General features: G+C 71.5%; 23 protein-coding genes, 1 tRNA gene and 1 pseudogene. 8 read left to right on the forward strand and 17 right to left on the reverse strand.

The window, feature by feature from the left end; genetic code table 11:
• The first annotated feature begins 75 nt into the window (after positions 1-75).
• Positions 76-696: a TetR/AcrR family transcriptional regulator C-terminal domain-containing protein gene (locus AB0D48_RS01675; protein ID WP_362389632.1), complete on the forward strand. Its 621-nt coding sequence runs from the start codon at positions 76-78 to the stop codon at positions 694-696.
• A gap of 43 nt (positions 697-739) precedes the next feature.
• Here AB0D48_RS01675 and AB0D48_RS01680 read toward each other — a convergent pair whose 3' ends face one another.
• The gene (locus AB0D48_RS01680; RefSeq protein WP_362389777.1) at positions 740-2,314 is read right to left on the reverse strand and encodes an MDR family MFS transporter; all 1,575 of its coding nucleotides are present in this window, start codon (positions 2,312-2,314) and stop codon (positions 740-742) included.
• A 133-nt stretch (positions 2,315-2,447) separates the two neighbouring features.
• Positions 2,448-2,876, reverse strand: a complete 429-nt coding sequence (locus tag AB0D48_RS01685; RefSeq protein ID WP_362389635.1) for a MarR family winged helix-turn-helix transcriptional regulator — start codon at positions 2,874-2,876, stop codon at positions 2,448-2,450.
• A 103-nt stretch (positions 2,877-2,979) separates the two neighbouring features.
• Here AB0D48_RS01685 and AB0D48_RS01690 point away from each other — a divergent pair, with 103 nt between their 5' ends.
• Positions 2,980-3,219, forward strand: a complete 240-nt coding sequence (locus AB0D48_RS01690; RefSeq protein WP_362389637.1) for a hypothetical protein — start codon at positions 2,980-2,982, stop codon at positions 3,217-3,219.
• Between the two features lie 16 nt (positions 3,220-3,235).
• Here AB0D48_RS01690 and AB0D48_RS01695 read toward each other — a convergent pair whose 3' ends face one another.
• The 10 genes from AB0D48_RS01695 to AB0D48_RS01740 form a co-directional block, all read right to left on the reverse strand.
• Complete coding sequence (locus tag AB0D48_RS01695) at positions 3,236-4,021, reverse strand: hypothetical protein (protein ID WP_362389639.1); 786 nt, start codon at positions 4,019-4,021, stop codon at positions 3,236-3,238.
• A gap of 50 nt (positions 4,022-4,071) precedes the next feature.
• The gene (locus AB0D48_RS01700; protein ID WP_362389641.1) at positions 4,072-4,911 is read right to left on the reverse strand and encodes an RNA polymerase sigma factor SigF; all 840 of its coding nucleotides are present in this window, start codon (positions 4,909-4,911) and stop codon (positions 4,072-4,074) included.
• A gap of 230 nt (positions 4,912-5,141) precedes the next feature.
• Positions 5,142-5,966: an RNA polymerase sigma factor SigF gene (locus AB0D48_RS01705; protein WP_362389779.1), complete on the reverse strand. Its 825-nt coding sequence runs from the start codon at positions 5,964-5,966 to the stop codon at positions 5,142-5,144.
• A gap of 417 nt (positions 5,967-6,383) precedes the next feature.
• Complete coding sequence (locus tag AB0D48_RS01710; RefSeq protein ID WP_167739582.1) at positions 6,384-6,545, reverse strand: hypothetical protein; 162 nt, start codon at positions 6,543-6,545, stop codon at positions 6,384-6,386.
• Between the two features lie 375 nt (positions 6,546-6,920).
• On the reverse strand, positions 6,921-7,211 hold the full coding sequence (locus AB0D48_RS01715) for a hypothetical protein (RefSeq protein WP_362389643.1): 291 nt from the start codon (positions 7,209-7,211) through the stop codon (positions 6,921-6,923).
• 207 nt (positions 7,212-7,418) lie between these two features.
• A tRNA-Ser gene (locus AB0D48_RS01720) sits at positions 7,419-7,503 on the reverse strand.
• A gap of 80 nt (positions 7,504-7,583) precedes the next feature.
• On the reverse strand, positions 7,584-8,012 hold the full coding sequence (gene tadA / locus AB0D48_RS01725) for a tRNA adenosine(34) deaminase TadA (protein ID WP_362389781.1): 429 nt from the start codon (positions 8,010-8,012) through the stop codon (positions 7,584-7,586).
• A 59-nt stretch (positions 8,013-8,071) separates the two neighbouring features.
• Positions 8,072-8,620, reverse strand: coding sequence for a hypothetical protein (locus AB0D48_RS01730; RefSeq protein ID WP_362389645.1), 549 nt, complete (start codon positions 8,618-8,620; stop codon positions 8,072-8,074).
• A gap of 433 nt (positions 8,621-9,053) precedes the next feature.
• Positions 9,054-9,233, reverse strand: a complete 180-nt coding sequence (locus AB0D48_RS01735; protein WP_030027564.1) for a hypothetical protein — start codon at positions 9,231-9,233, stop codon at positions 9,054-9,056.
• Between the two features lie 83 nt (positions 9,234-9,316).
• Positions 9,317-10,258, reverse strand: coding sequence for a universal stress protein (locus AB0D48_RS01740; RefSeq protein ID WP_362389647.1), 942 nt, complete (start codon positions 10,256-10,258; stop codon positions 9,317-9,319).
• Between the two features lie 163 nt (positions 10,259-10,421).
• On the opposite strand from AB0D48_RS01740, the gene upp reads away from it, so the two are divergent.
• Positions 10,422-11,057 carry a uracil phosphoribosyltransferase gene (upp, locus tag AB0D48_RS01745; protein ID WP_069921170.1) on the forward strand — a complete coding sequence of 212 codons (636 nt, stop codon included), beginning with the start codon at positions 10,422-10,424 and terminating at the stop codon, positions 11,055-11,057.
• A 13-nt stretch (positions 11,058-11,070) separates the two neighbouring features.
• On the opposite strand, the gene AB0D48_RS01750 is transcribed toward upp, so the two are convergent.
• Positions 11,071-11,754, reverse strand: a complete 684-nt coding sequence (locus tag AB0D48_RS01750; protein WP_362389649.1) for a LytR C-terminal domain-containing protein — start codon at positions 11,752-11,754, stop codon at positions 11,071-11,073.
• Positions 11,755-12,029: 275 nt separating this feature from the next.
• Complete coding sequence (locus AB0D48_RS01755) at positions 12,030-12,326, reverse strand: type II toxin-antitoxin system VapB family antitoxin (RefSeq protein WP_017240525.1); 297 nt, start codon at positions 12,324-12,326, stop codon at positions 12,030-12,032.
• An 88-nt stretch (positions 12,327-12,414) separates the two neighbouring features.
• Here AB0D48_RS01755 and AB0D48_RS01760 point away from each other — a divergent pair, with 88 nt between their 5' ends.
• Together AB0D48_RS01760 and opcA are read left to right on the forward strand one after the other, a co-directional pair.
• Positions 12,415-14,013, forward strand: coding sequence for a helicase HerA-like domain-containing protein (locus AB0D48_RS01760; protein ID WP_362389651.1), 1,599 nt, complete (start codon positions 12,415-12,417; stop codon positions 14,011-14,013).
• 159 nt (positions 14,014-14,172) lie between these two features.
• Positions 14,173-15,105 carry a glucose-6-phosphate dehydrogenase assembly protein OpcA gene (gene opcA / locus AB0D48_RS01765; RefSeq protein ID WP_362389653.1) on the forward strand — a complete coding sequence of 311 codons (933 nt, stop codon included), beginning with the start codon at positions 14,173-14,175 and terminating at the stop codon, positions 15,103-15,105.
• Here the strand turns inward: opcA and AB0D48_RS01770 are convergent.
• Together AB0D48_RS01770 and AB0D48_RS01775 are read right to left on the reverse strand one after the other, a co-directional pair.
• On the reverse strand, positions 15,054-15,527 hold the full coding sequence (locus AB0D48_RS01770; protein WP_362389655.1) for a cupin domain-containing protein: 474 nt from the start codon (positions 15,525-15,527) through the stop codon (positions 15,054-15,056). The genes opcA and AB0D48_RS01770 overlap by 52 nt on opposite strands.
• A gap of 92 nt (positions 15,528-15,619) precedes the next feature.
• Positions 15,620-16,222, reverse strand: a complete 603-nt coding sequence (locus AB0D48_RS01775) for an HhH-GPD-type base excision DNA repair protein (RefSeq protein WP_362389657.1) — start codon at positions 16,220-16,222, stop codon at positions 15,620-15,622.
• Positions 16,223-16,329: 107 nt separating this feature from the next.
• Between AB0D48_RS01775 and AB0D48_RS01780 the strand changes: the two genes are divergently transcribed.
• Positions 16,330-17,142 (forward strand): VOC family protein, encoded by an 813-nt coding sequence (locus tag AB0D48_RS01780; protein ID WP_362389659.1) that lies wholly within the window; start codon positions 16,330-16,332, stop codon positions 17,140-17,142.
• A gap of 50 nt (positions 17,143-17,192) precedes the next feature.
• Positions 17,193-17,366: a TOBE domain-containing protein gene (locus AB0D48_RS01785; protein ID WP_362389661.1), complete on the forward strand. Its 174-nt coding sequence runs from the start codon at positions 17,193-17,195 to the stop codon at positions 17,364-17,366.
• On the opposite strand, the pseudogene AB0D48_RS01790 reads toward AB0D48_RS01785, so the two are convergent.
• Positions 17,332-17,824: pseudogene (locus tag AB0D48_RS01790) on the reverse strand (molybdopterin-dependent oxidoreductase). The gene AB0D48_RS01785 and the pseudogene AB0D48_RS01790 overlap by 35 nt on opposite strands.
• A gap of 245 nt (positions 17,825-18,069) precedes the next feature.
• On the opposite strand from AB0D48_RS01790, the gene AB0D48_RS01795 reads away from it, so the two are divergent.
• Positions 18,070-18,411 carry a DoxX family protein gene (locus tag AB0D48_RS01795; RefSeq protein WP_362389663.1) on the forward strand — a complete coding sequence of 114 codons (342 nt, stop codon included), beginning with the start codon at positions 18,070-18,072 and terminating at the stop codon, positions 18,409-18,411.
• Positions 18,412-18,753: the final 342 nt, after the last annotated feature.

An 18,753-nucleotide genomic window follows, 5' to 3' on the forward strand; every position in this document is an offset into this window, starting at 1 on the left:
GGAGGCACCCCCTAGCATCAACAGGGCGGACCGGGCATTCCGGGCTGATCCACCTGGCGTGAGGAGGGTGCCTCCATGGTGACCGCGGCTGATTCCGGTGATCCGCTCCCGGTCGAGTCCAGCGTGTGGCTGGCCGCCAGGCCCGCCGCACCCGCCAGACGCCGCAGCGAGGCGCTCTCCGGGCTGGACCGGGAGCGGATCACCGCCGCCACTGTGCGGCTGCTCGACGCCGAGGGGCTGGCCCGGTTCTCGATGCGGCGGCTCGCCGCCGGGCTCGGGGTCACCGCGATGTCCCTGTACTGGTACGTGGACACCAAACACGATCTGCTCGAACTGGCCCTGGACCGGGCACTGGGCGAGCTGGCCCTGTCCTCCGGGCCGGCGTCGGAGGGCTGGCCCGGCCGGCTGCGGACGCTGGCCCGGGGCTACCGGCGGCTGCTGGCGGACCACCCCTGGGTGGCTCCGCTCACCGCGGCCTATCCGAACATCGGCCCGCACGCCCGGGCCTTCGACGCCGCCCTCCAGCGGCTGTTGGACGCCACGGGCCTCGCCGGCTCCGCCCGGACCGGCGCCCACCTGGCCGTCTCGCAGTTCCTGCACGGCTGCGGGGGCACGGCCCGGCGGGCGCCCGAGGGCGACTTCTGTCTCGCGCTCGACGTACTGATCGCGGGCATCGAGGCGAAGGCCACCGCCTAGGGATCGGCTGGGCCTGGGCCTGGGCGAAGGCCTTGGCCGACGCCTAGGCCTTGGCCGGCGCCTCGGCGGGCTCGACGGCGGGCGCCTCGGCGGACGCCGCCGCCGGAGCGTGGGCCGCGGGCTTCGACTTCAGCGCGACCTCCTTGATGAACAGGCAGAGCAGCAGCGCCAGCAGCGCGGTGGGGGCCGCGTAGAGGAAGACGTCGCCGACGCCGTGCCCGTACGCCGATTCGATGACCGTGCGGAACGGCGCCGGCAGCTTGTCGAGGTCCGGGATGGCACCGCCGCCCGTGCCGCCGTGGCCGAGCGCCGCGGCCTTCGGGCCGAGGGCGGCGAGGCCGTCCTTCACGTACCCGGTGACCTGGTGTGCCATCACCGCGCCGAGCGCCGAGACGCCCATGGCGCCGCCGAGCGAGCGGAAGAAGGTGACGACGGAGCTGGCCGCGCCCAGGTCCTCGGGGGCCACCTGGTTCTGGGTGGCGAGGACCAGGTTCTGCATCATCATGCCGAGGCCGAGGCCGGTCAGCGCCATGTAGACCGCGATGTGCCAGTACGGGGTGTCGTACCGCAGGGTGCCCAGCAGCCCCAGACCGGCCGTCAGCAGCACACCGCCGGAGACGAGCCAGGCCTTCCACTTACCGGTCTTGGTGATCACCAGACCGGAAACCGTGGAGGAGACGAAGAGCCCGCCGATCATCGGAATCGTGAGAACTCCGGACATCGTGGGGGACTCGCCCCGGGCCAGTTGGAAGAACTGGCTGAAAAACACGGTGCCCGAGAACATCGCGATGCCCACGAACAGCGAGGCCGCCGAGGCGAGGGTGATGGTCTTGTTGCGGAACAGCCGCAGCGGGATGATCGGCTCGCTCGCCCGGGACTCCACGAGGACGAAGAGCCCGCCGAGCGCGACGGCGCCGCCGGTCATCGCCAGGGTCGTCCAGGAGATCCAGTCGTACGAGTCACCGGCCTGCGTGACCCAGATCAGCAGCAGCGAGACGGCGCCGCTGATCAGGAAGGCGCCCAGCCAGTCGACCTTGACGTCCCGGCGCACCACCGGAAGCCGCAGCGTCTTCTGCAGGACGATCAGCGCGATGACCGCGAAGGGCACGCCGACGTAGAAGCACCAGCGCCAGCCCAGCCACTCGGTGTCGGTGATGACACCGCCCAGCAGCGGACCGCCGACGGTGGCGACGGCGAAGACCGCGCCGAGGTAGCCGCTGTACCGGCCGCGCTCGCGCGGGGAGATCATCGCGGCCATCACGATCTGCGCGAGGGCGGACAGACCGCCGACGCCGATGCCCTGGACGACGCGGCAGGCGATCAGCATGCCGGTGTTCTGGGACATGCCCGCGACCACGGAGCCGAGGACGTAGATCACCAGGGATATCTGGACCAGCAGCTTCTTGCTGAAGAGGTCGGACAGCTTGCCCCACAGCGGGGTGGCCGCCGTCATCGACAGCAGAGCCGCGGTCACCACCCACGTGTACGAGGACTGGGTGCCGCCCAGGTCGCTGATGATCTGGGGCAGGGCGTTGGAGACGATCGTGGACGACAGGATCGCCACGAACATGCCGAGCATCAGCCCGGAAAGCGCCTTCATGATCTGCGGGTGGGTCATGGACGGGGTCACGGACGGGGCTGTGGGCGGCGTCGCGGACGGGGTCCCGGACGGGGTCACGGACGGGGCGGTGGGCGTCGCGGTGGACGTGCCCTCGGGCGTCGTCTCCGACTTGGCCATGTCTTTCCTTTGTCTAGAAGCTCGATCGGAGTCGGGCCAGCAGGGTGTTGAGTACGTCGATGTCCTGGGCGGACCAGTCGGCCAGCGCCGTTTCCAGCGCGGCCGTGTGCCGGGCGCCGAGCTCGGCGAGGAGCGCGTGCCCGGCCGGGGTGAGCCGCAGGATGCGGCAGCGGCCGTCACCCGGGTCGGTCTCGCGTCCGATCCAGCCGCGCTCGGCGACGTGGGCGACGTGCCGGCTGGTCACCGAGATGTCGACGGCCATGAGCTCGGACAGCCGGCTCAGTCGCATCTCTCCGTGCCGGTCGAGCACGGTGAGGACGGCGGCCGCGCCGGGCGGGCAGTCCGCGGGCAGGGCGCGGGCGAGCTCGCGCTTGACCGCGCCGATCCCGGTGAGCCGGCGGGCCAGCTCCTCGTACCGAGTGGTCACCGGCCGACCCCCCATCTTGTTGCTTAGAGCAACCATAAGAGCAGATGGTTGCTACAGGCAAATGAATCCTGGGGGTGGGGCGGTAAAGGAACCGGAAAACCGGCTAGGGTCCTGCCCCATGGCTGACAACCACAACTCACAGGTCCCCGAGGGCAACTACGACCCCGCGGGCAGCACCCAGATGTTCCGCGCCTTCGTCGAGGAGGCCGCGCCGGCCCGGCAGACGCCCACCGGGTCGCGTCGCCAGCGCCGCGAGGAGGAGCAGCAGGCCGCGGGCTCCAAGAAGGGCGCGTGGCTGGGGGTGGGCATCGCCCTCGTGCTCGTCCTCGGCGCCGCCCTGTGGGTCGTCCTGCACTGAGACCCGGGACCCGGCCTCAGCTCCAGGTGGCCGTGACCTTCTGGGTGTCCACGTGCATGCCCAGCGGCACCCGCCAGGCCTCCACGCACACCGTGTAGGTCTGGGCCTTTGCGGCTCCGCCCGCGATCGGCGTGGGCAGCGGCTGGGTGGTGGTGATCGTGGCCCAGTCGACGCCGAGGGCTCCGATGATGTGGGTCGCGAAGCTGGCCGTGCCCGAACGGGCCGCCGTGGTGCCGGTGTTGGTGAAGGTGATGGTGACCCGCTCGCACCAGCGGTCGGCGGCGGCCGCCCTGACCGGGGTGGACAACGTCAGCTTCGCCGGGGTCGTCGGGGGTGCCGGCGGCGTCGTGCCGGGCCTGGTGGACGGGCCCGACGGGCCGGACGGCGTGTTCGGCGAGCCGGGGGCGCCTGGGGAGCCTGGGGTGCCCGGAAGGCCGGGTGGGGTGGTGGACGGCCCCGCACCGGGCGGGATTCCGGCGGCGCGTCCGGAGCCGCCGGGGCCGGTGGTCGTCGCTCCGCCCGGGGCGGAGCCGCCGGGTGGCCGGGACTCGGGCGTGCTGGCCGACGTACTGGACGAGACGGAGGAGCCGCCCGCCGCGGACGGGCCGCCGAGCTGCTGGAACTCCACCTGACCCTGCGGCGCCACGTTCTCCCCCGGGCCCCGTTCGGGGCCCGGGGCAGCGGCGCCCACGGCGACATAGCCGCCGCGTGCCGGGCCGCCGCAGCCGGTGAGGCCGGCGGCGGCCGTGCAGCACAGGGCGAGGAGGGCGGTCGGGGCGGCCGTACGGGATCCCGTTCGCATCGCGCCAGTTTTACTGACGCTCCGTCAATTGGGAAGCCCGCGGCGGCCCGTCACTCGCCGATGAGACCTACGCGCAGTTGTGCGAGGGTGCGGGTGAGCAGCCGGGAGACGTGCATCTGGGAGATGCCGACCTCCTCGCCGATCTGCGACTGCGTCATGTTCGCGAAGAATCGCAGCATGATGATCTGCCGCTCCCTGGGCGGGAGTTTGGCGAGCAGCGGCTTCAGCGACTCGCGGTACTCGACGCCTTCGAGCGCGGTGTCCTCGTAGCCGAGGCGGTCCGCGAGCGAGCCCTCGCCGCCCTCGTCCTCGGGCGAGGGCGAGTCGAGCGAGGAGGCGGTGTAGGCGTTGCCGACGGCGAGACCGTCGACCACGTCTTCCTCCGAGACGCCCAGGACGGCGGCGAGCTCCGGCACGGTCGGCGAGCGGTCCAGTTTCTGCGCGAGCTCGTCGCTGGCCTTGGTCAGCGCGAGACGCAGCTCCTGGAGCCTGCGCGGGACGCGCACGGACCAGGAGGTGTCCCTAAAGAATCGTTTGATCTCGCCCACGACGGTCGGCATCGCGAACGTCGGGAACTCCACGCCGCGTTCGCAGTCGAACCGGTCGATCGCCTTGATCAGGCCGATGGTGCCGACCTGGACGATGTCCTCCATCGGCTCGTTGCGGCTGCGGAACCGGGCGGCGGCGTACCGCACCAGGGGCAGGTTCAGCTCGATCAGGGTGTCGCGTACGTACGCCCGGTCGGGGCTGTCCGCGTCCAGGGCGGCAAGGCGCTGGAAGAGGGAGCGGGAGAGGGTGCGGGTGTCGATGGCTTCCGAGCGGTCGGACACTGCCGGAGTCGCACTCTTGACGAGCGTGAGCACCTTGGAGCTGCCCTGGTCTACGGACATGCCACCCCCTTGAGGTCGCGGACGGTCGCGTGCGGCGCGTCCGTCGGAGGAACGCAGCCTCCACCTGAATACCGGAGGCGGGGCTGCGGCAAACGCGGTTCAAGCAGAATGTCACATGTCGGCAACACGCTGTAGCGCCAAGTCGACATATATCTCCAGCGACAGAAGAGGTCAGAAGGGGATCAGCCCGTTCTGTCGGGAAACGTGTGGATGATCTCCACTCGTTACGGTTACGCCTCGATCCTGTTTGCGGATCTCAATCGGGCGAAGCTCCGGGCGAGGAGCCGGGAGACGTGCATCTGGGAGACCCCCAGCTCCGCGCTGATCTGCGACTGCGTCAGATTGTTGTAGTACCGCAGGAGCAGGATCCGCTGCTCGCGCTCGGGCAGTTGTACGAGGAGGTGGCGGACGAGGTCGCGGTGCTCGACCCCGGCCAGCTCCGGGTCCTCGTAGCCGAGGCGGTCGAGGAGGCCGGGCATGCCGTCGCCCTCCTGGGCGGCCTCCAGCGAGGTTGCGTGGTAGCTCCGTCCGGCCTCGATGCAGGAGAGGACCTCGTCCTCGCTGATGCGCAGCCGCGCGGCGATCTCGGGGGTGGTCGGGGTGCGGCCGTGGAGGGTGGTGAGGTCCTCGGTGGCGGCGTTGACCTGCACCCACAGCTCGTGGAGGCGGCGCGGGACATGGACGGTGCGGACGTTGTCGCGGAAGTAGCGCTTGATCTCGCCCACGACGGTCGGCATCGCGAAGGTCGGGAACTGAACGCCGCGGTCGGGGTCGAACCGGTCGATGGCGTTGATCAGGCCGATGGTGCCGACCTGGACCACGTCCTCCATCGGCTCGTTGCGGCTGCGGAAGCGGGCGGCCGCGTAGCGCACGAGCGGGAGGTTGGCCTCGATGAGGGCCCCCCGCACCCGGTTGTGCTCGCTGGTGCCCGGTTGCAGGCCCTTCAGCTGCCCGAAGAGGACCTGGGTGAGGGCCCGGGTGTCCGCGCCCCGGCTGGGCGGTCTGGGGGGGACCGGGGCGGGCGGGGGCTCCTCCTGGGCCGCCTCTTGGGGCAGCCCCCTGTTCGCCCCTTCGCCTGCTACCTCGCCTGCTCCTTTAGCCTCCCCTTTGGCCGCCCCTTTGTCCGCCACCAGCCGGGGCTCCTGCCGGGGCTCGTGCTGAGGTTCGTGCTGAGGTTCGTGCCGGGGCTCGTGCTGGGGTTCATGCTGGGGCGGTACCTGGGGGTCCTGCTGGGGTGGCACCTGAGGCGCTGTACTGGCCGGCACGGTCACGCCACCCCTTCAGTCAACTCATCCGTCAAAAGCGGTCATAGCATCACAAGACATGTGCACTGTGTGCAAGCACCGCATATCACCGTGTTGAGGGCAAGTTGGGTATATTGGGGCATTGCGCCTAGTGATGGGTATGCAAAAAGCCCCCCACCCGTCGGAGTGGGGGGCCGGGAAGTCCGGAAGCTGCTTCAGCGTACGGGTTCAGCGCACCAGTTCGGTCATGAACTCGCCGATGCCGGAGGCGGCATCCGATATGCCCTGGAAACCTATTCCCACCATCTCGGCCGCCCGCTTGGGCTGGGTGATGATCACGAAGAGGACGAAGATGGTGAGGGCGCCCGTGATGAGCTTCTTGGTGTCCATGAGCGGTGACGGCCTCCCCAACCGGTCCTGCGAAGTCGGGTGAGTCTAACCGGTCAGGTTTGGACACTCACCCGCCCTTTAAGGACCAATGACCCCGTACTCCGGGTCCTTTGCCGGGGTGCCGGCGGTTGCGGGGCGCGCAGGATTGGTGTGAGCCCACCGGTTCTGGCAGGAAACCGGTGGGTGAGGGACAGGGCCTCACTGCGGGTCCGAGCCGCGGATTTCCCCCTGAACCGCGGCTCGGGCCGGCAGGTTCCGTCCTCGTCGGGGGAGGCGGCTCGTCCCCCCGATGCCCCTTCCCCCGGTCCGCACGGAGAAGGTCCCGACCTCGGTCGGGACCTTCTCCGCGTTCCCCGCTCCTCGGCGCCGGCGCGGCTACTGCACGGCGCCGAGGAGGTCCGTGAGGGGCTGTACGGGGGCGATCACGGGCGCGAGCTGGTTCGGCAGCTCCATCAGCTGGTTGAGCTGGTTGGCTCCCTCGCCGAGCTTCCCGCCGATGTCTTCGACGGAGGCCGGCTGGGCCCCGGCGGGCATGCCGGGGGCGGCCGTCGGGAGGTCCGGGAGGGTGAGCGGCGCGATGGGCGCGGCGGAGGCGGCGGGTGCGGCGAGGCCCGCGGCGGCCCCCGCGAGGGCGAAGGCGGCGAGCATGCGCTGGGTCTTGGTCATGCCGTGACAACGGCCGAGGGGGCGGCCGGTCACGCGGCTGTCCGCCGGACGGGAGCCGGGCGCAGGCCGCACGGGAGCCGGATCGGAGGCCGACCGGAGGTCAACGGGAAGCCGACCGGAGGCCGACGGGAAGCAAGCGAAAGACCGACAAGAGCCGTACGAACGCCGAAAGCCCCGACCCTTGCGGGGCGGGGCTCTCGATCGGAGCGGTAGTGGAGGGATTTGAACCCCCGATGGGTTGCCCCATACTCGCTTTCGAGGCGAGCTCCTTCGGCCACTCGGACACACTACCGAGATGGATCCTAGCCTAAGGAGGTGCATTCGCCGAAATCGGCGTCCCGAGGCGGCTGCCGGCCCTGTGGGAGGCCGTCGTCACAGGTCGCGGAAGAAGTCCGTCAGCTGCCGCGCGCACTCCCCGGCCAGGACGCCGCGGATCACTTCGGGCCGGTGGTTGAGCCTGCGGTCCCGTACGAGGTCCCAGAGCGAGCCGGCCGCGCCCGCCTTCTCGTCGTCGGCGCCGTAGACGACCCGGGCGACGCGCGCCTGCACGAGCGCGCCCGCGCACATCACGCACGGCTCCAGGGTCACCACCAGGGTGCACCCCGGAAGCCGCCATTCCCCGAGCGCGGCGGCGGCCCGGCGCAGCGCCAGGACCTCGGCGTGCGCCGTCGGGTCGCCGGTCGCCTCGCGCTCGTTGTACCCGGTGGCGAGGATCGCGCCGTCCGGGCCGAGCACGACGGCGCCGACCGGCACATCGCCGGCCGGCACCGCCCGGGCGGCCTCCTGGAGCGCCAGGCGCATGGAGTCCCGCCAGGGATCCCGTACGGGATCGGGGGTGTGCGCGTCGTGCGTGTGGATCACTAGCGGACGGCCTCCAGGACCTCGGTGGCGCCGAGCGAGTCGGCGATCTCCGAGAGGGCGTCCCCGTCCAGGGTCATCAGTTGTTTGTGGGTCACCCCGAGGTCGTCCAGCAGTCGGGGGTCGCCGAGCGGACCGGCCGGTACCGGCTCCGCGCCGGTCCCGCCCGCCTCGTCCTCGTCGTCGTCCTCGTCGGTGAAGGCGGTGAGTGTTTCCTCCTCGCCGTCCTCGGTGCCGTCCAGGTCCAGTTCGTCGAGTTCGTCGTCCTCCTCGTCGCTGCCCAGCAGCTCTTTGGTCAGCATCGAGCCGTAGGAGCTGCGGGCGGCCGCGGAGGCGTTCGATACGAAGTACCGCGGGTCCTCCTCGCCGTCCACGCGGACGACGCCGAACCAGGCGTCCTCCTGCTCGATGAGGGCGACCACCGTGTCGTCGTCGACAGCGGCGGAACGGGCGAGATCGATCAGATCACTGAGGGACTCGACGTCGTCGAGTTCCATGTCGCTCGCTTCCCACCCGTCTTCGGTGCGCGCGAGCAGTGCGGCGAAATACACCGTGACTCTCCCACTGGTCTTAGGCGTGCCGGTTGGAGGTCCCCCCGGCCGGAGGTTGGGGTCGAACGGCTGTCGTGCTCGCCGTACGTACCCCGCCCAATCGGCATCGTGGCAGAAACAGCGGCTTTGCGAGAGGTCTTCCGCGCTTGCGTCGTCCCGTGCCGTGCGCCGCGCGGCTCGGACGGGGCGTGCGGGGCGGCGGTGCCGTACGGGTCGGGGCCCCTGCCCGGGCCCCGCTCCGGAGCCCCTGCGCGCCGGGCGCGCCCCGGCCGTGTCGCGTGCCGGGCGGGACTGGACCGGCTGATTCGGCTGATGCCGTCCGCCGGCCGCGGGACGGATCGCCCGCAGCGCCATTTCCGCCCCGTCGGCTTGGGCCCCGTCGGCGATTGAGGCGCGGCAGCCCGGGCGGCGCCTCGGGGGCGGGTGACGCGGGTTACCAGCGGAAGGTGCGCATGCGCATCTGTTGGCGCATGCGGGCCGCGCGGGCGCGGCGGGGCTGGACGCGGTCGCGCAGCGCCCGCGCCTCCATCAGGTCGCGCAGGAACTGCGCGCGGCGTGCTCGGCGCTGCGCCGCGGTCTCCGGCGCGTCGTCGCTCGGCTGCGTGTCGGGCATCGGCCACCACCCCAGGCTGGTCGGTCGTTCCCCCTGCACCCACCTTCCCCCGGACGGACCGTTTGATGCCACCCCCGTGCAGGTCAGACGTCTTCCGACAGGGTCGGGACCACGGCCACCGGGCCGTGCGCGTGCTGCAGCACCGCGTGCGCCACCGAACCGATCGAGAGCGACATGGCGGTGCGCCGCGGGTGGTGGCGGCCCACCACGACCAGCGCCGCCGACCGAGAGACGGCGACCAGCCGGCCCGCCGCGTCCCCGGGCACGGCGGCCTGCTCGACCGGGACGTCCGGATACCGGGTGCGGAAGGGCGCCAGCCGCTCCGTCTGGGAACGCAGCATCTCCCGTTCGGCGGGCACGGCGTCCCCGTCGTCGGCCAGCCCCTCCGGCGGTATCACCGCGAAGGGGCTGTCGATCACCATGGTCGGCGCGGGCGGGATGGCGTACGCGGACACCACCTGGACGGTGGTCCCCCGCACGGCCGCTTCCGCGAACGCGAAGGCCAGTACGTCGTCGGGCGTCTCGGCGGCGTGCAGGCCGAGCACCACCCGCCCGGCGGACCGCTCCGCGCCGGCGCCCCCCGCGCTCCGCTCGGCGTGCGGGACCACCACCACCGGGCACGGCGCCGTGGTGGCCACGGCACGGCTGTTCGAGCCGAGCAGCAGGCTGGCGAAGCCGCCCCGCCCCCGGGAGCCCATCACCAGCATCCGGGCCTCCGCCCCGATCACCCGCAGCGCCTCGGGGACGGAGCCCTCCAGCGACTCGTACCGGACCCCGTCCGGCACGTCGGAGCGGCCGCCGAGCATGGCCCGGATCCGGTCGCTCACCGGGTCGGCGAACTCCTCCGGCTCCGAGGAGTCGTGCAGCGCGGACCGGCGCCCCGCGTACAACTGGGCGTGGTCGGGCAGCACGTGGGCGATCAGCAGCCCCGTACCGTGCAGCACCGCTTCGGCCCTGGCCCACTCCAGGGCCCTGAGGCTGTGGTCGGATCCGTCGACGGCCGCGATCACCGGTGCGTTGCTCATCAGTCCAGCGTGCTGGGCGTCCGCGCGGGTCGCATCCGCAGACCGCTGCGGGCGTGCCCGCGGCTTCGGACACGCAGGGGCCGCTTCAGCGCGTAGCCTTTTGGGTGCAGGTCGCGTCGTGCGGCCGTTTTTGCAGGTCGCAGGCCGAGTTTTGGAGGATGTTGTGCGTTTGCAGGTCGTCGATCACCCCTTGGTGGCGCACAAACTCACCACCCTGCGCGACAAGCGCACCGACTCCCCCACCTTCCGGCGGCTCGCCGACGAGCTGGTGACCCTGCTCGCGTACGAGGCCACCAGGGACGTGCGCACCGAGCAGGCCGACATCGAGACTCCGGTCGCTCCCACCACCGGCGTGAAGCTGTCGCACCCGCGCCCGCTGGTCGTGCCGATCCTGCGCGCCGGCCTGGGCATGCTCGACGGCATGGTGCGGCTCCTGCCGACCGCCGAGGTGGGCTTCCTGGGCATGGTCCGCAACGAGGAGACCCTGGAGGCCTCCACGTACGCGACGCGCATGCCGGAGGACCTCTCCGGACGGCAGGTCTACGTCGTCGACCCGATGCTGGCCACCGGCGGCACGCTCGTCGCGGCGATCCGGGAGCTGATCAAGCGCGGCGCCGACGACGTCACGGCCGTGGTGCTGCTGGCCGCGCCCGAGGGCGTCGAGATCATGGAGCGCGAGCTGGCGGGCACGCCGGTGACCGTGGTGACGGCCGCGGTCGACGAGCGGCTCAACGAGCACGGTTACATCGTCCCGGGCCTGGGTGACGCGGGCGACCGCATGTACGGCTCCGCCGAGTAGTTCCGGGGGCCGGTCAGCACTTGGCGGGCGCGGGCGCGGGGTTGGCCAGTGCGGCCAGCGCCTTGTCCGCGTCCTCCTTCGTGCTCAGCTCCTTGAAGGCGTCGCCCAGGATCAGGTCGATGTCCGCGGTCTCGCGGGCGTCGGTCTGCAGGGTGGCGCCGACGACCTGGGTGCCCAGTACGGAGTAGGCGGCCTTGTCGGTGGTGGGGGAGCCCAGCAGTATCGCTGCGCCGGGGACCTTCTTGTCGAAGTCGGCCGGGGCGTTGCCGACGTGGCCGATGGCGAAGCCGCGTTTGGCCAGCTCGTCGCCGACGGCCTTGGCGAGTCCGGCGCGCGGGGTCGCGTTGTAGACGTTGACGGTGATGTCGCCGGGCTTGGGCAGTACGACCGCTGGTTGCGCCGCCGCGGAGGCGGTCGTGGCGGCTTCGGGGCCGGCCTTGGAGCCGTCCTTGGCGGCCGGCTTGGCCGCCGTGGTCGGACAGTCCTTGGCTCCTGCGGCGGTGTTCCGTTTCGGGCTGTCGCCCTGGAACACGTCGATGAGCTGCAGGGCCCCGTAGCCGAGCAGGGCCAGCGCGAGGACCGAGCCGAGCACGGCGAAGACGATCCGACGGCGGCTCCGCTTACGGCTCATGCGGGGGTAGGCGGCTCCCGTGACGCGGTACTTTCCGCCCATGCCGGGGGGAGTGAGCATGCTCATGGGCGCAGCGTAGTGCCGCCCGCCGACGATGCCTACTAAATGATCTGCTGATAGGTCAATGGTGACCCGAAAGGCGCAATCTACGCGAAGCGGCGGGCTGTCCCGGGGGCTGTCCACGGTCCGTCCCGAAAGCCGTTCCGAGGCCGTACGGGGTCAGTACGTGGTTCGCCCACGGCCCGTACGTGGTTCGCCTACGGCCCGTACGTGGTCCGCCCCATGGCCCGTCCGCGGTCCGACCCGAGGGCCGTGCCGCGGTCCGTGCCGAGGGCGGAGCGTCAGTCCATCTCGAGGACGCGGGCGTGCAGGACCTGCCGCTGCTGCAGGGCCGCACGCACGGCGCGGTGCAGCCCGTCCTCCAGGTAGAGGTCGCCCCGCCACTTGACGACGTGCGCGAAGAGGTCGCCGTAGAAGGTGGAGTCCTCGGCGAGCAGCGTTTCGAGGTCGAGCTGTCCCTTGGTCGTCACCAGTTGGTCGAGCCGGACCGGGCGCGGCGCGACGTCCGCCCACTGCCGGGTGCTTTCCCGGCCGTGGTCGGGGTACGGCTTGCCATTACCGATGCGCTTGAAGATCACACGGAAAGCCTACCGGGCCGGGCCCTGCGGGCGCAGCCTCGCAGCGCGGGTGCAAAAGTGGCGGACGGGGCCAATTCGGGAGTGATGCATGAGCGAGAGCACCGACGCCGCCGTCCCCGCGGATCAGACGGGCCCGGCCGGCAAGATCGCCGCCGGGTACGCCTTCACCGGACCCGCGCTCGACCTGGGGGCCCTGCTCTGGGACGGCGCCTGCCTGCCCGGCCACCAGATCCGCGTCCCCCTGCCGATGCTGAACCGGCACGGGCTGGTTGCGGGCACCACCGGCACCGGCAAGACCAAGACCCTCCAGCTCATCGCCGAACAGCTGTCGGCGAACGGTGTCCCGGTCTTCCTCTCGGACATCAAGGGAGACGTCTCGGGGATCTCCGTCCCGGGCGCGTCGAACGCGAAGACCGAGGGGCGGGCGGCGGACGTGGCCCAGCAGTGGGAGGCCACCGGATTCCCCAGCGAGTTCTACTCGCTCGGCGGTATCGGCCCCGGTATCCCGGTCCGCTCCACGGTGACGGGCTTCGGCCCGGTGCTGCTGTCGAAGGTGCTCCAGCTCAACCAAACGCAGGAGCAGTCGCTCGGCCTGATCTTCCACTACGCCGACACCAAGGGTCTGGAGCTGATCGACCTCAAGGACCTGCGCGCGGTCGTCGCCTTCCTCGTGTCCGATCAGGGAAGGCCGGAGCTCAAGGGCATCGGCGGGTTGTCCACGGTGACGGCCGGGGTGATCCTGCGGGCGCTGACGGCCTTCGAGCAGCAGGGGGCCGCGGAGTTCTTCGGCGAGCCGGAGTTCGACACCAGCGAGTTCCTGCGGACGGCCGCGGACGGGCGCGGACTGGTCTCCGTACTGGAACTCCCGGCGGTCCAGGACAAGCCGCAGCTCTTCTCCACCTTCCTGATGTGGCTGCTGGCCGACCTCTTCGACGACCTGCCGGAGGTCGGCGACGTGGAGAAGCCCAAGCTGGTCTTCTTCTTCGACGAGGCGCACCTGCTCTTCAACGGCGCCTCGAAGGCCTTCCTCGACGCCATCACCCAGACGGTGCGCCTCATCCGCTCCAAGGGTGTGGGCGTCTTCTTCGTGACGCAGACCCCCAAGGACGTGCCGTCGGACGTGCTCGCCCAGCTCGGCAACCGCGTCCAGCACGCGCTGCGCGCCTTCACCCCCGACGACGCGAAGGCGCTGAAGGCGACGGTGAGGACCTTCCCGAACTCCGAGTACGACCTCGAGGAGCTGCTCACCCAGCTGGGCACCGGCGAGGCGGTCGTCACCGTGCTCAGCGAGAACGGCGCCCCCACCCCGGTCGCGGCGACCAGGCTGCGCGCCCCGCAGTCGCTGATGGGGCCGATCGAGGCGGCCGCGCTCGACCGGGCGGTGAAGTCCTCGCCGCTGTACGCGCGCTACGCGGAGCCGGTCGACCGCGAGTCGGCGTTCGAGAAGATCAGCGCCGAGCAGGCCGCCGCCGAGGCGCGGGCGGAGGCGGCCGCTGCGGCCGCCGAGGCCGAGAAGGAGGCCAAGGAGGCGGAGCGCGCCGCGCGCAGCGCCCCGAAGCCGGATCCCTCGCTGGCCGAGCAGGTGGTGGGGAGCGGGCTGTTCCGCTCGTTGGCCCGGTCGATCGGGACGCAACTGGGCCGGGAGATCTCGCGCTCGGTCTTCGGGACGGCCCGTCGGCGCAGATGACACGGGAGCGACCGGCGGGCGCGGCCCGTGGGCGGCCCGTGGCCCGTGGCGGCCCGCGGCGCCGGGGGAGCGGCCCGGGAGCGGCCCGGCAGCGGCGTTCGAGGCGGAATCGAGCGAACCGGGTGCCCGGACAAGGCTGCGCGCTGACAGACTCGTTCCATGCGGACCGAACTCACCGACACCACGTCCAGCAAGATCAACCGCGCCCTGCTCGAAGCCCGCCGGGCCATCGGCAGCCCCACGACGGGACTGGTGCTGACCTTGGTGGTCGCCACCGACGAGGAGAACGCCTACGACGCCGTACGCGCGGCCTCCGAGGCCTCGCGCGAACACCCGTGCCGCATCATCGCGGTGATCAAGCGGACCTCCCGGGGCTCGCACAAGCTCCGTGCGACCCGGCTCGACGCAGAGCTGCGCGTCGGCTCGGACGCCGGCACCGGGGAGACCCTGCTGCTGCGCCTGCACGGGGAGCTGACCGGGCAGGCCGGCTCGGTCGTACTGCCGCTGCTGGTGCCGGACGCGCCCGTGGTGGCGTGGTGGCCGGTCGACGCCCCGGCCGACCTGGCCAAGGACTCCCTGGGCGCGCTCGCGCAGCGCCGCATCACGGACGCGGCGGAGGCCGCCGACCCGGTCGGCGTGCTCGACGAACGGGCCGCCGCGTACCAGCCCGGCGACACCGACCTGGCCTGGACCCGGCTGACGCCGTGGCGGGCCCTGCTGGCCGCCGCCCTGGACCAGAAGCCGCTGCCGGTGACCGGCGCGACGGTGGAGAGCGAGCCCGACAACGCGAGCGCCGAGCTGCTGGCGCGCTGGCTGGAGGACCGGCTGGGCACGCCGGTGGCCCGGGTGGCGAGCGAGGGGCCGGTGATCACCCGGGTGGCGCTGCAGACCACGGGCGGCGAGATCCGGATCGACCGGCCCGCCGGCGCGCTGGCCACCCTGATGCTGCCGGGGAGCCCCGACCGCAAGGTGGCCCTGAAGATCCGCAGCGGCGCAGAGCTGATCTCGGAGGAGCTGCGCCGCCTCGACGCGGACGTGACCTACGGCTCCGCGCTGCGGCGGCGGCCGCTCCAGGCGGCGCTCTCCGCGTAGTGGTTGTCGTACGTCGACGAGCTGTCCTTGATGTCCTGGACGGTGGCCTCGCCCGCGTTCACCCGGCCGAGGAGGCGGTAGTAGTCGAAGCGGCCCATGCCGGGGGTGAAGCCGACGAAGACGCTGGCCGTGTGGCCCGCGGCCGGGGCGAACGCGTGCTTGACGCCCGGCGGGATCGCGATGAAGTCGCCGGCGTCGAGGGTCTGGATCTCGTCGCCGACGAGGACGTCGAGCCGCCCGGCGGTGACGTGGAAGAACTCGGTGGCCTTGGTGTGGAAGTGCACCGGGGCCCCGGCCGCGCCCTCGTCGAAGGTGGCCGTGTTGCAGGTGAGTTCGGCGGTGTCCGTGAGCAGCGTGATGAGGCTGCCGGGGGCGTCCTGGATGGCTTCGGCGGTGGCGGCGCGGGTCGCGATCTCTGTCATGTCCCCAACTTTATGAGCCGGTCGGGCCGGTGCGGGGGATCATGTGGCGGGAGTCCGTCAGGTCGGTCGGTCCGCCGTGCCGCGGAGCCGGTTCACGAACCGCCGGAAGCCTTCGCCGCCTTGGCCGCGGCCTTCATCTCCTGCTTGTGCGCCCGGACCTTGGCCAGGGACTCGGGTCCCGTGATGTCGGCCGCCGAGCGGTAGACGTTGGCCGGTCCGTACCCGCCCGCGGCCTCCCGCCACCCCTTCGGGCACACGCCGAACCGCTTGCCCAGCAGGGCGAGGAAGATCTGCGCCTTCTGCTCGCCGAAGCCGGGCAGCGCCTTGAGGCGCCCCAGCAGCTCCTCCCCGGTCGTGACGTCGGCCCAGACGGCCGCGGCGTCCCCTTCGTAGTGCTCCACCAGGTACGCGCACAGCTGCTGGATCCGCTTCGCCATCGACCCCGGGTAGCGGTGGACGGCGGGCTTCTGCGAGAGCAGCGTGGCGAAGGCCTCCGGGTCGTACGCGGCGATGGCGTGCGCGTCCAGGTCGTCGGAGCCGAGCCGCTGGGCGACCGTCCAGGGCCCCGAGAACGCCCACTCCATCGGCACCTGCTGGTCCAGCAGCATCCCGACGAGCGCGGCGAGCGGGCTCCGGGCGAGCAGCGCGTCGGCCTCCGGCTGCTGGGCCAGCCGGATGGTGATGTCCTTGTCCATGGCTCCAGCGTGCCGCGCGGACGCGTTCCCCGCGCGGCCGCCGCACCGCGCGCCTAGCGTGTGTACGACGACGGGTACGAGTCGAGGAGTCGAGGAGTCGATCGATCATGGTTGAGTTCACCGAGGGAGCGCCGTGTTGGGTGGACGCGATGTTCACCGACGTGGAGGGCGCCAAGACCTTCTACGGCGATGTGCTGGGCTGGACCTTCGGCGAGTCGAGCAGCGAGTACGGCAACTACACGCAGGCGTACTCCGACGGCAAGGCGGTCGCGGCGGTGGTGCCGCCGATGCCCGGCACGGACGCCCCCTCGCAGTGGTGCCTGTACCTCGCCTCGCCCGACGCGGCGGCTACGGCCGAGAAGGTCACTTCGAACGGCGGAGAGGTCTTGATGGGCCCGATGCAGGTCGGCGACTTCGGCACGATGGTGATCGCGAAAGAGCCGAGCGGCGCGGTCTTCGGCGTCTGGCAGCCGGGTGAGCACAAGGGCTTCGAGAAGATGGGCGAGGCGGGCGCGTTCGCCTGGGCGGAGGTCTTCACCCGGGAGCCGGCCAAGCCGGACGCGTTCCTGCCGAAGGTCTTCCCGTACGGCGCCCAGAAGATGGACCCGGGCGACGACCCCGAGGCGGCCGGGATGGACTTCAAGGTCTTCAGTGCCGGCGGCCCCGACAACCCGGTGCTGGGCCGGATGAAGATGGGCGACGAATTCCCGCCGGAGATCCCGTCGTACATCCAGGTCTACTTCGGCGTCCCCGACTGCGACGAGGCGGTGGCGAAGACGAAGAAGCACGGCGGGAAGCTGCACTTCGGCCCGGTGGACAGTCCGTTCGGCCGCTTCGCGGCGGTGACGGACCCTCAGGGCGCGGCCTTCGCGGTGATCGACATGTCGACGACGGTCGGCGAGATGCCGAAGTTCGGCTGAGCCGCTGGTGTGAACGTGCCGGTACGACGACGTACGAGGTTGGATGACGCATGAGCTTGAGCATCCGCAATCACATCGCCGGTACCGTCACCGCCGTCACCACGGGGGAGGCCATGGCGACCGCCGCCGTCACCGCCGACGCCGTCGAGGCGCTCGGCCTGGCGGCGGGCTCCTCCGTCGTCGCGCTGATCAAGTCGACCGATATCTCGCTCCGGACCGCCTGATCCGGAGGGGGAGTCGGAGCCCCAGGTTCGGCGGCGACAGGGCGCCGAACCACACGTGCGTGACCGCGCTGACGTAGCGCGCCCCGCAGCGGTCCGACGGCACCACCAGCTGGCTCCCCGTCTCGTCCAGGTCCTCCCCTTCGAGACGGGTGGCCAGCAGAACCGGGCTGCCGCCGAAGTCGGTGTCCAGCTCGGCCCACGACAGGACGGAGTGGTGCCCGTCCCCGCCGCTGATCGCGAGCAGGAAGCGACTTCGGTCCTTTCTCCGCCGGATGTCGAAGGCGGTGCCCGCGTCCGCGATCACGTCGCGCAGCAACGGGCCCTCGAACACGTGGCGTTGCGGCCCGTTCGTCGCGCAGTCGAACGTGACGTCGGCCGTGCCGTGCCCACTCCCGCAGGTCCGCGACGCTCAGCGTCGCCGGGTGGTCCAGGTCTCCGTGCAGCATGAGTTTCGCCATGCGTACGTCATGCCCGGGGCCAACCGCTCCGGAGCCTCGTCTGCAAGGTCAAGAGCTTGTTACAGCCAGCAGGTGCGAACTGGTTGGTCATTTTCTCCTTGCATCCACTGGAAAACTGGAGACGTGGGCACCCCTCGTTGCGGGGTCGCGCGGAAAACTTTTCCGCGAGCCGGTCACACTCCGGTGGTGCGGCGGGTCAGTGGAGTGAGACGCACGCAAGGGAATCCAATAGAGGAGCAGATCCCATGTCCACCACCGCTGTTGTCGTCACCCTCGTCGCCGCTTTCATGACCGGTTTCTCGGCGGTCTCGGTCTTCATCGGCGCCAAGTGGGTCGTCGAGCCGCTGGCCCAGTACGGCGTCCCGCGCACCTGGTGGATCTGGCTCGGCACCGCCAAGGCCGCCGGAGCCGCCGGCCTGGTCGGCGGCCTCTTCGTCCCCGCGATCGGCATCGCCGCCGCGATCGGCCTCGCCCTCTACTACACCGGGGCCGTCATCACCGTCCTGCGCGCGAAGGCGTACGCGCACGTCGCCTTCCCCGTCATGTACGCGGCCCCCGCCGTGGCAGCCCTGGCCCTCGGCTTCTGAAGCGGATCACCGAAGGCCCGCGGGCCCCCACCGGAGCAATACCGCCGCCGCACCCATTGGTGGGGTGAGTGTGGGCCGAACCGTTGACGCCTGCGCGAGGTACACCTCCCCCTCGCGACCGCGAGCCCCGCGATGACCGGGGTGGCCCGAGTGGCCCCCTCGTGCATCGTTCGATCCGGTTTCGAGAAGAGCGGCGCACATGAGTCACAAGAAGGGGACCAGGTCCGTCCTTGGCCCACTGCCGCGGCGGAGCCGCTGGCTGACCGCCGGCACCCTCGCCTCGCTTGCCCTGGTCATGACGGATTCGCCGGCCCCGCCGTCGCCACGGCTCAGGGCATGCAG

The organism is Streptomyces sp. NPDC048269 (assembly GCF_040652395.1).
Classification (GTDB): Bacteria; Actinomycetota; Actinomycetes; order Streptomycetales; family Streptomycetaceae; genus Streptomyces.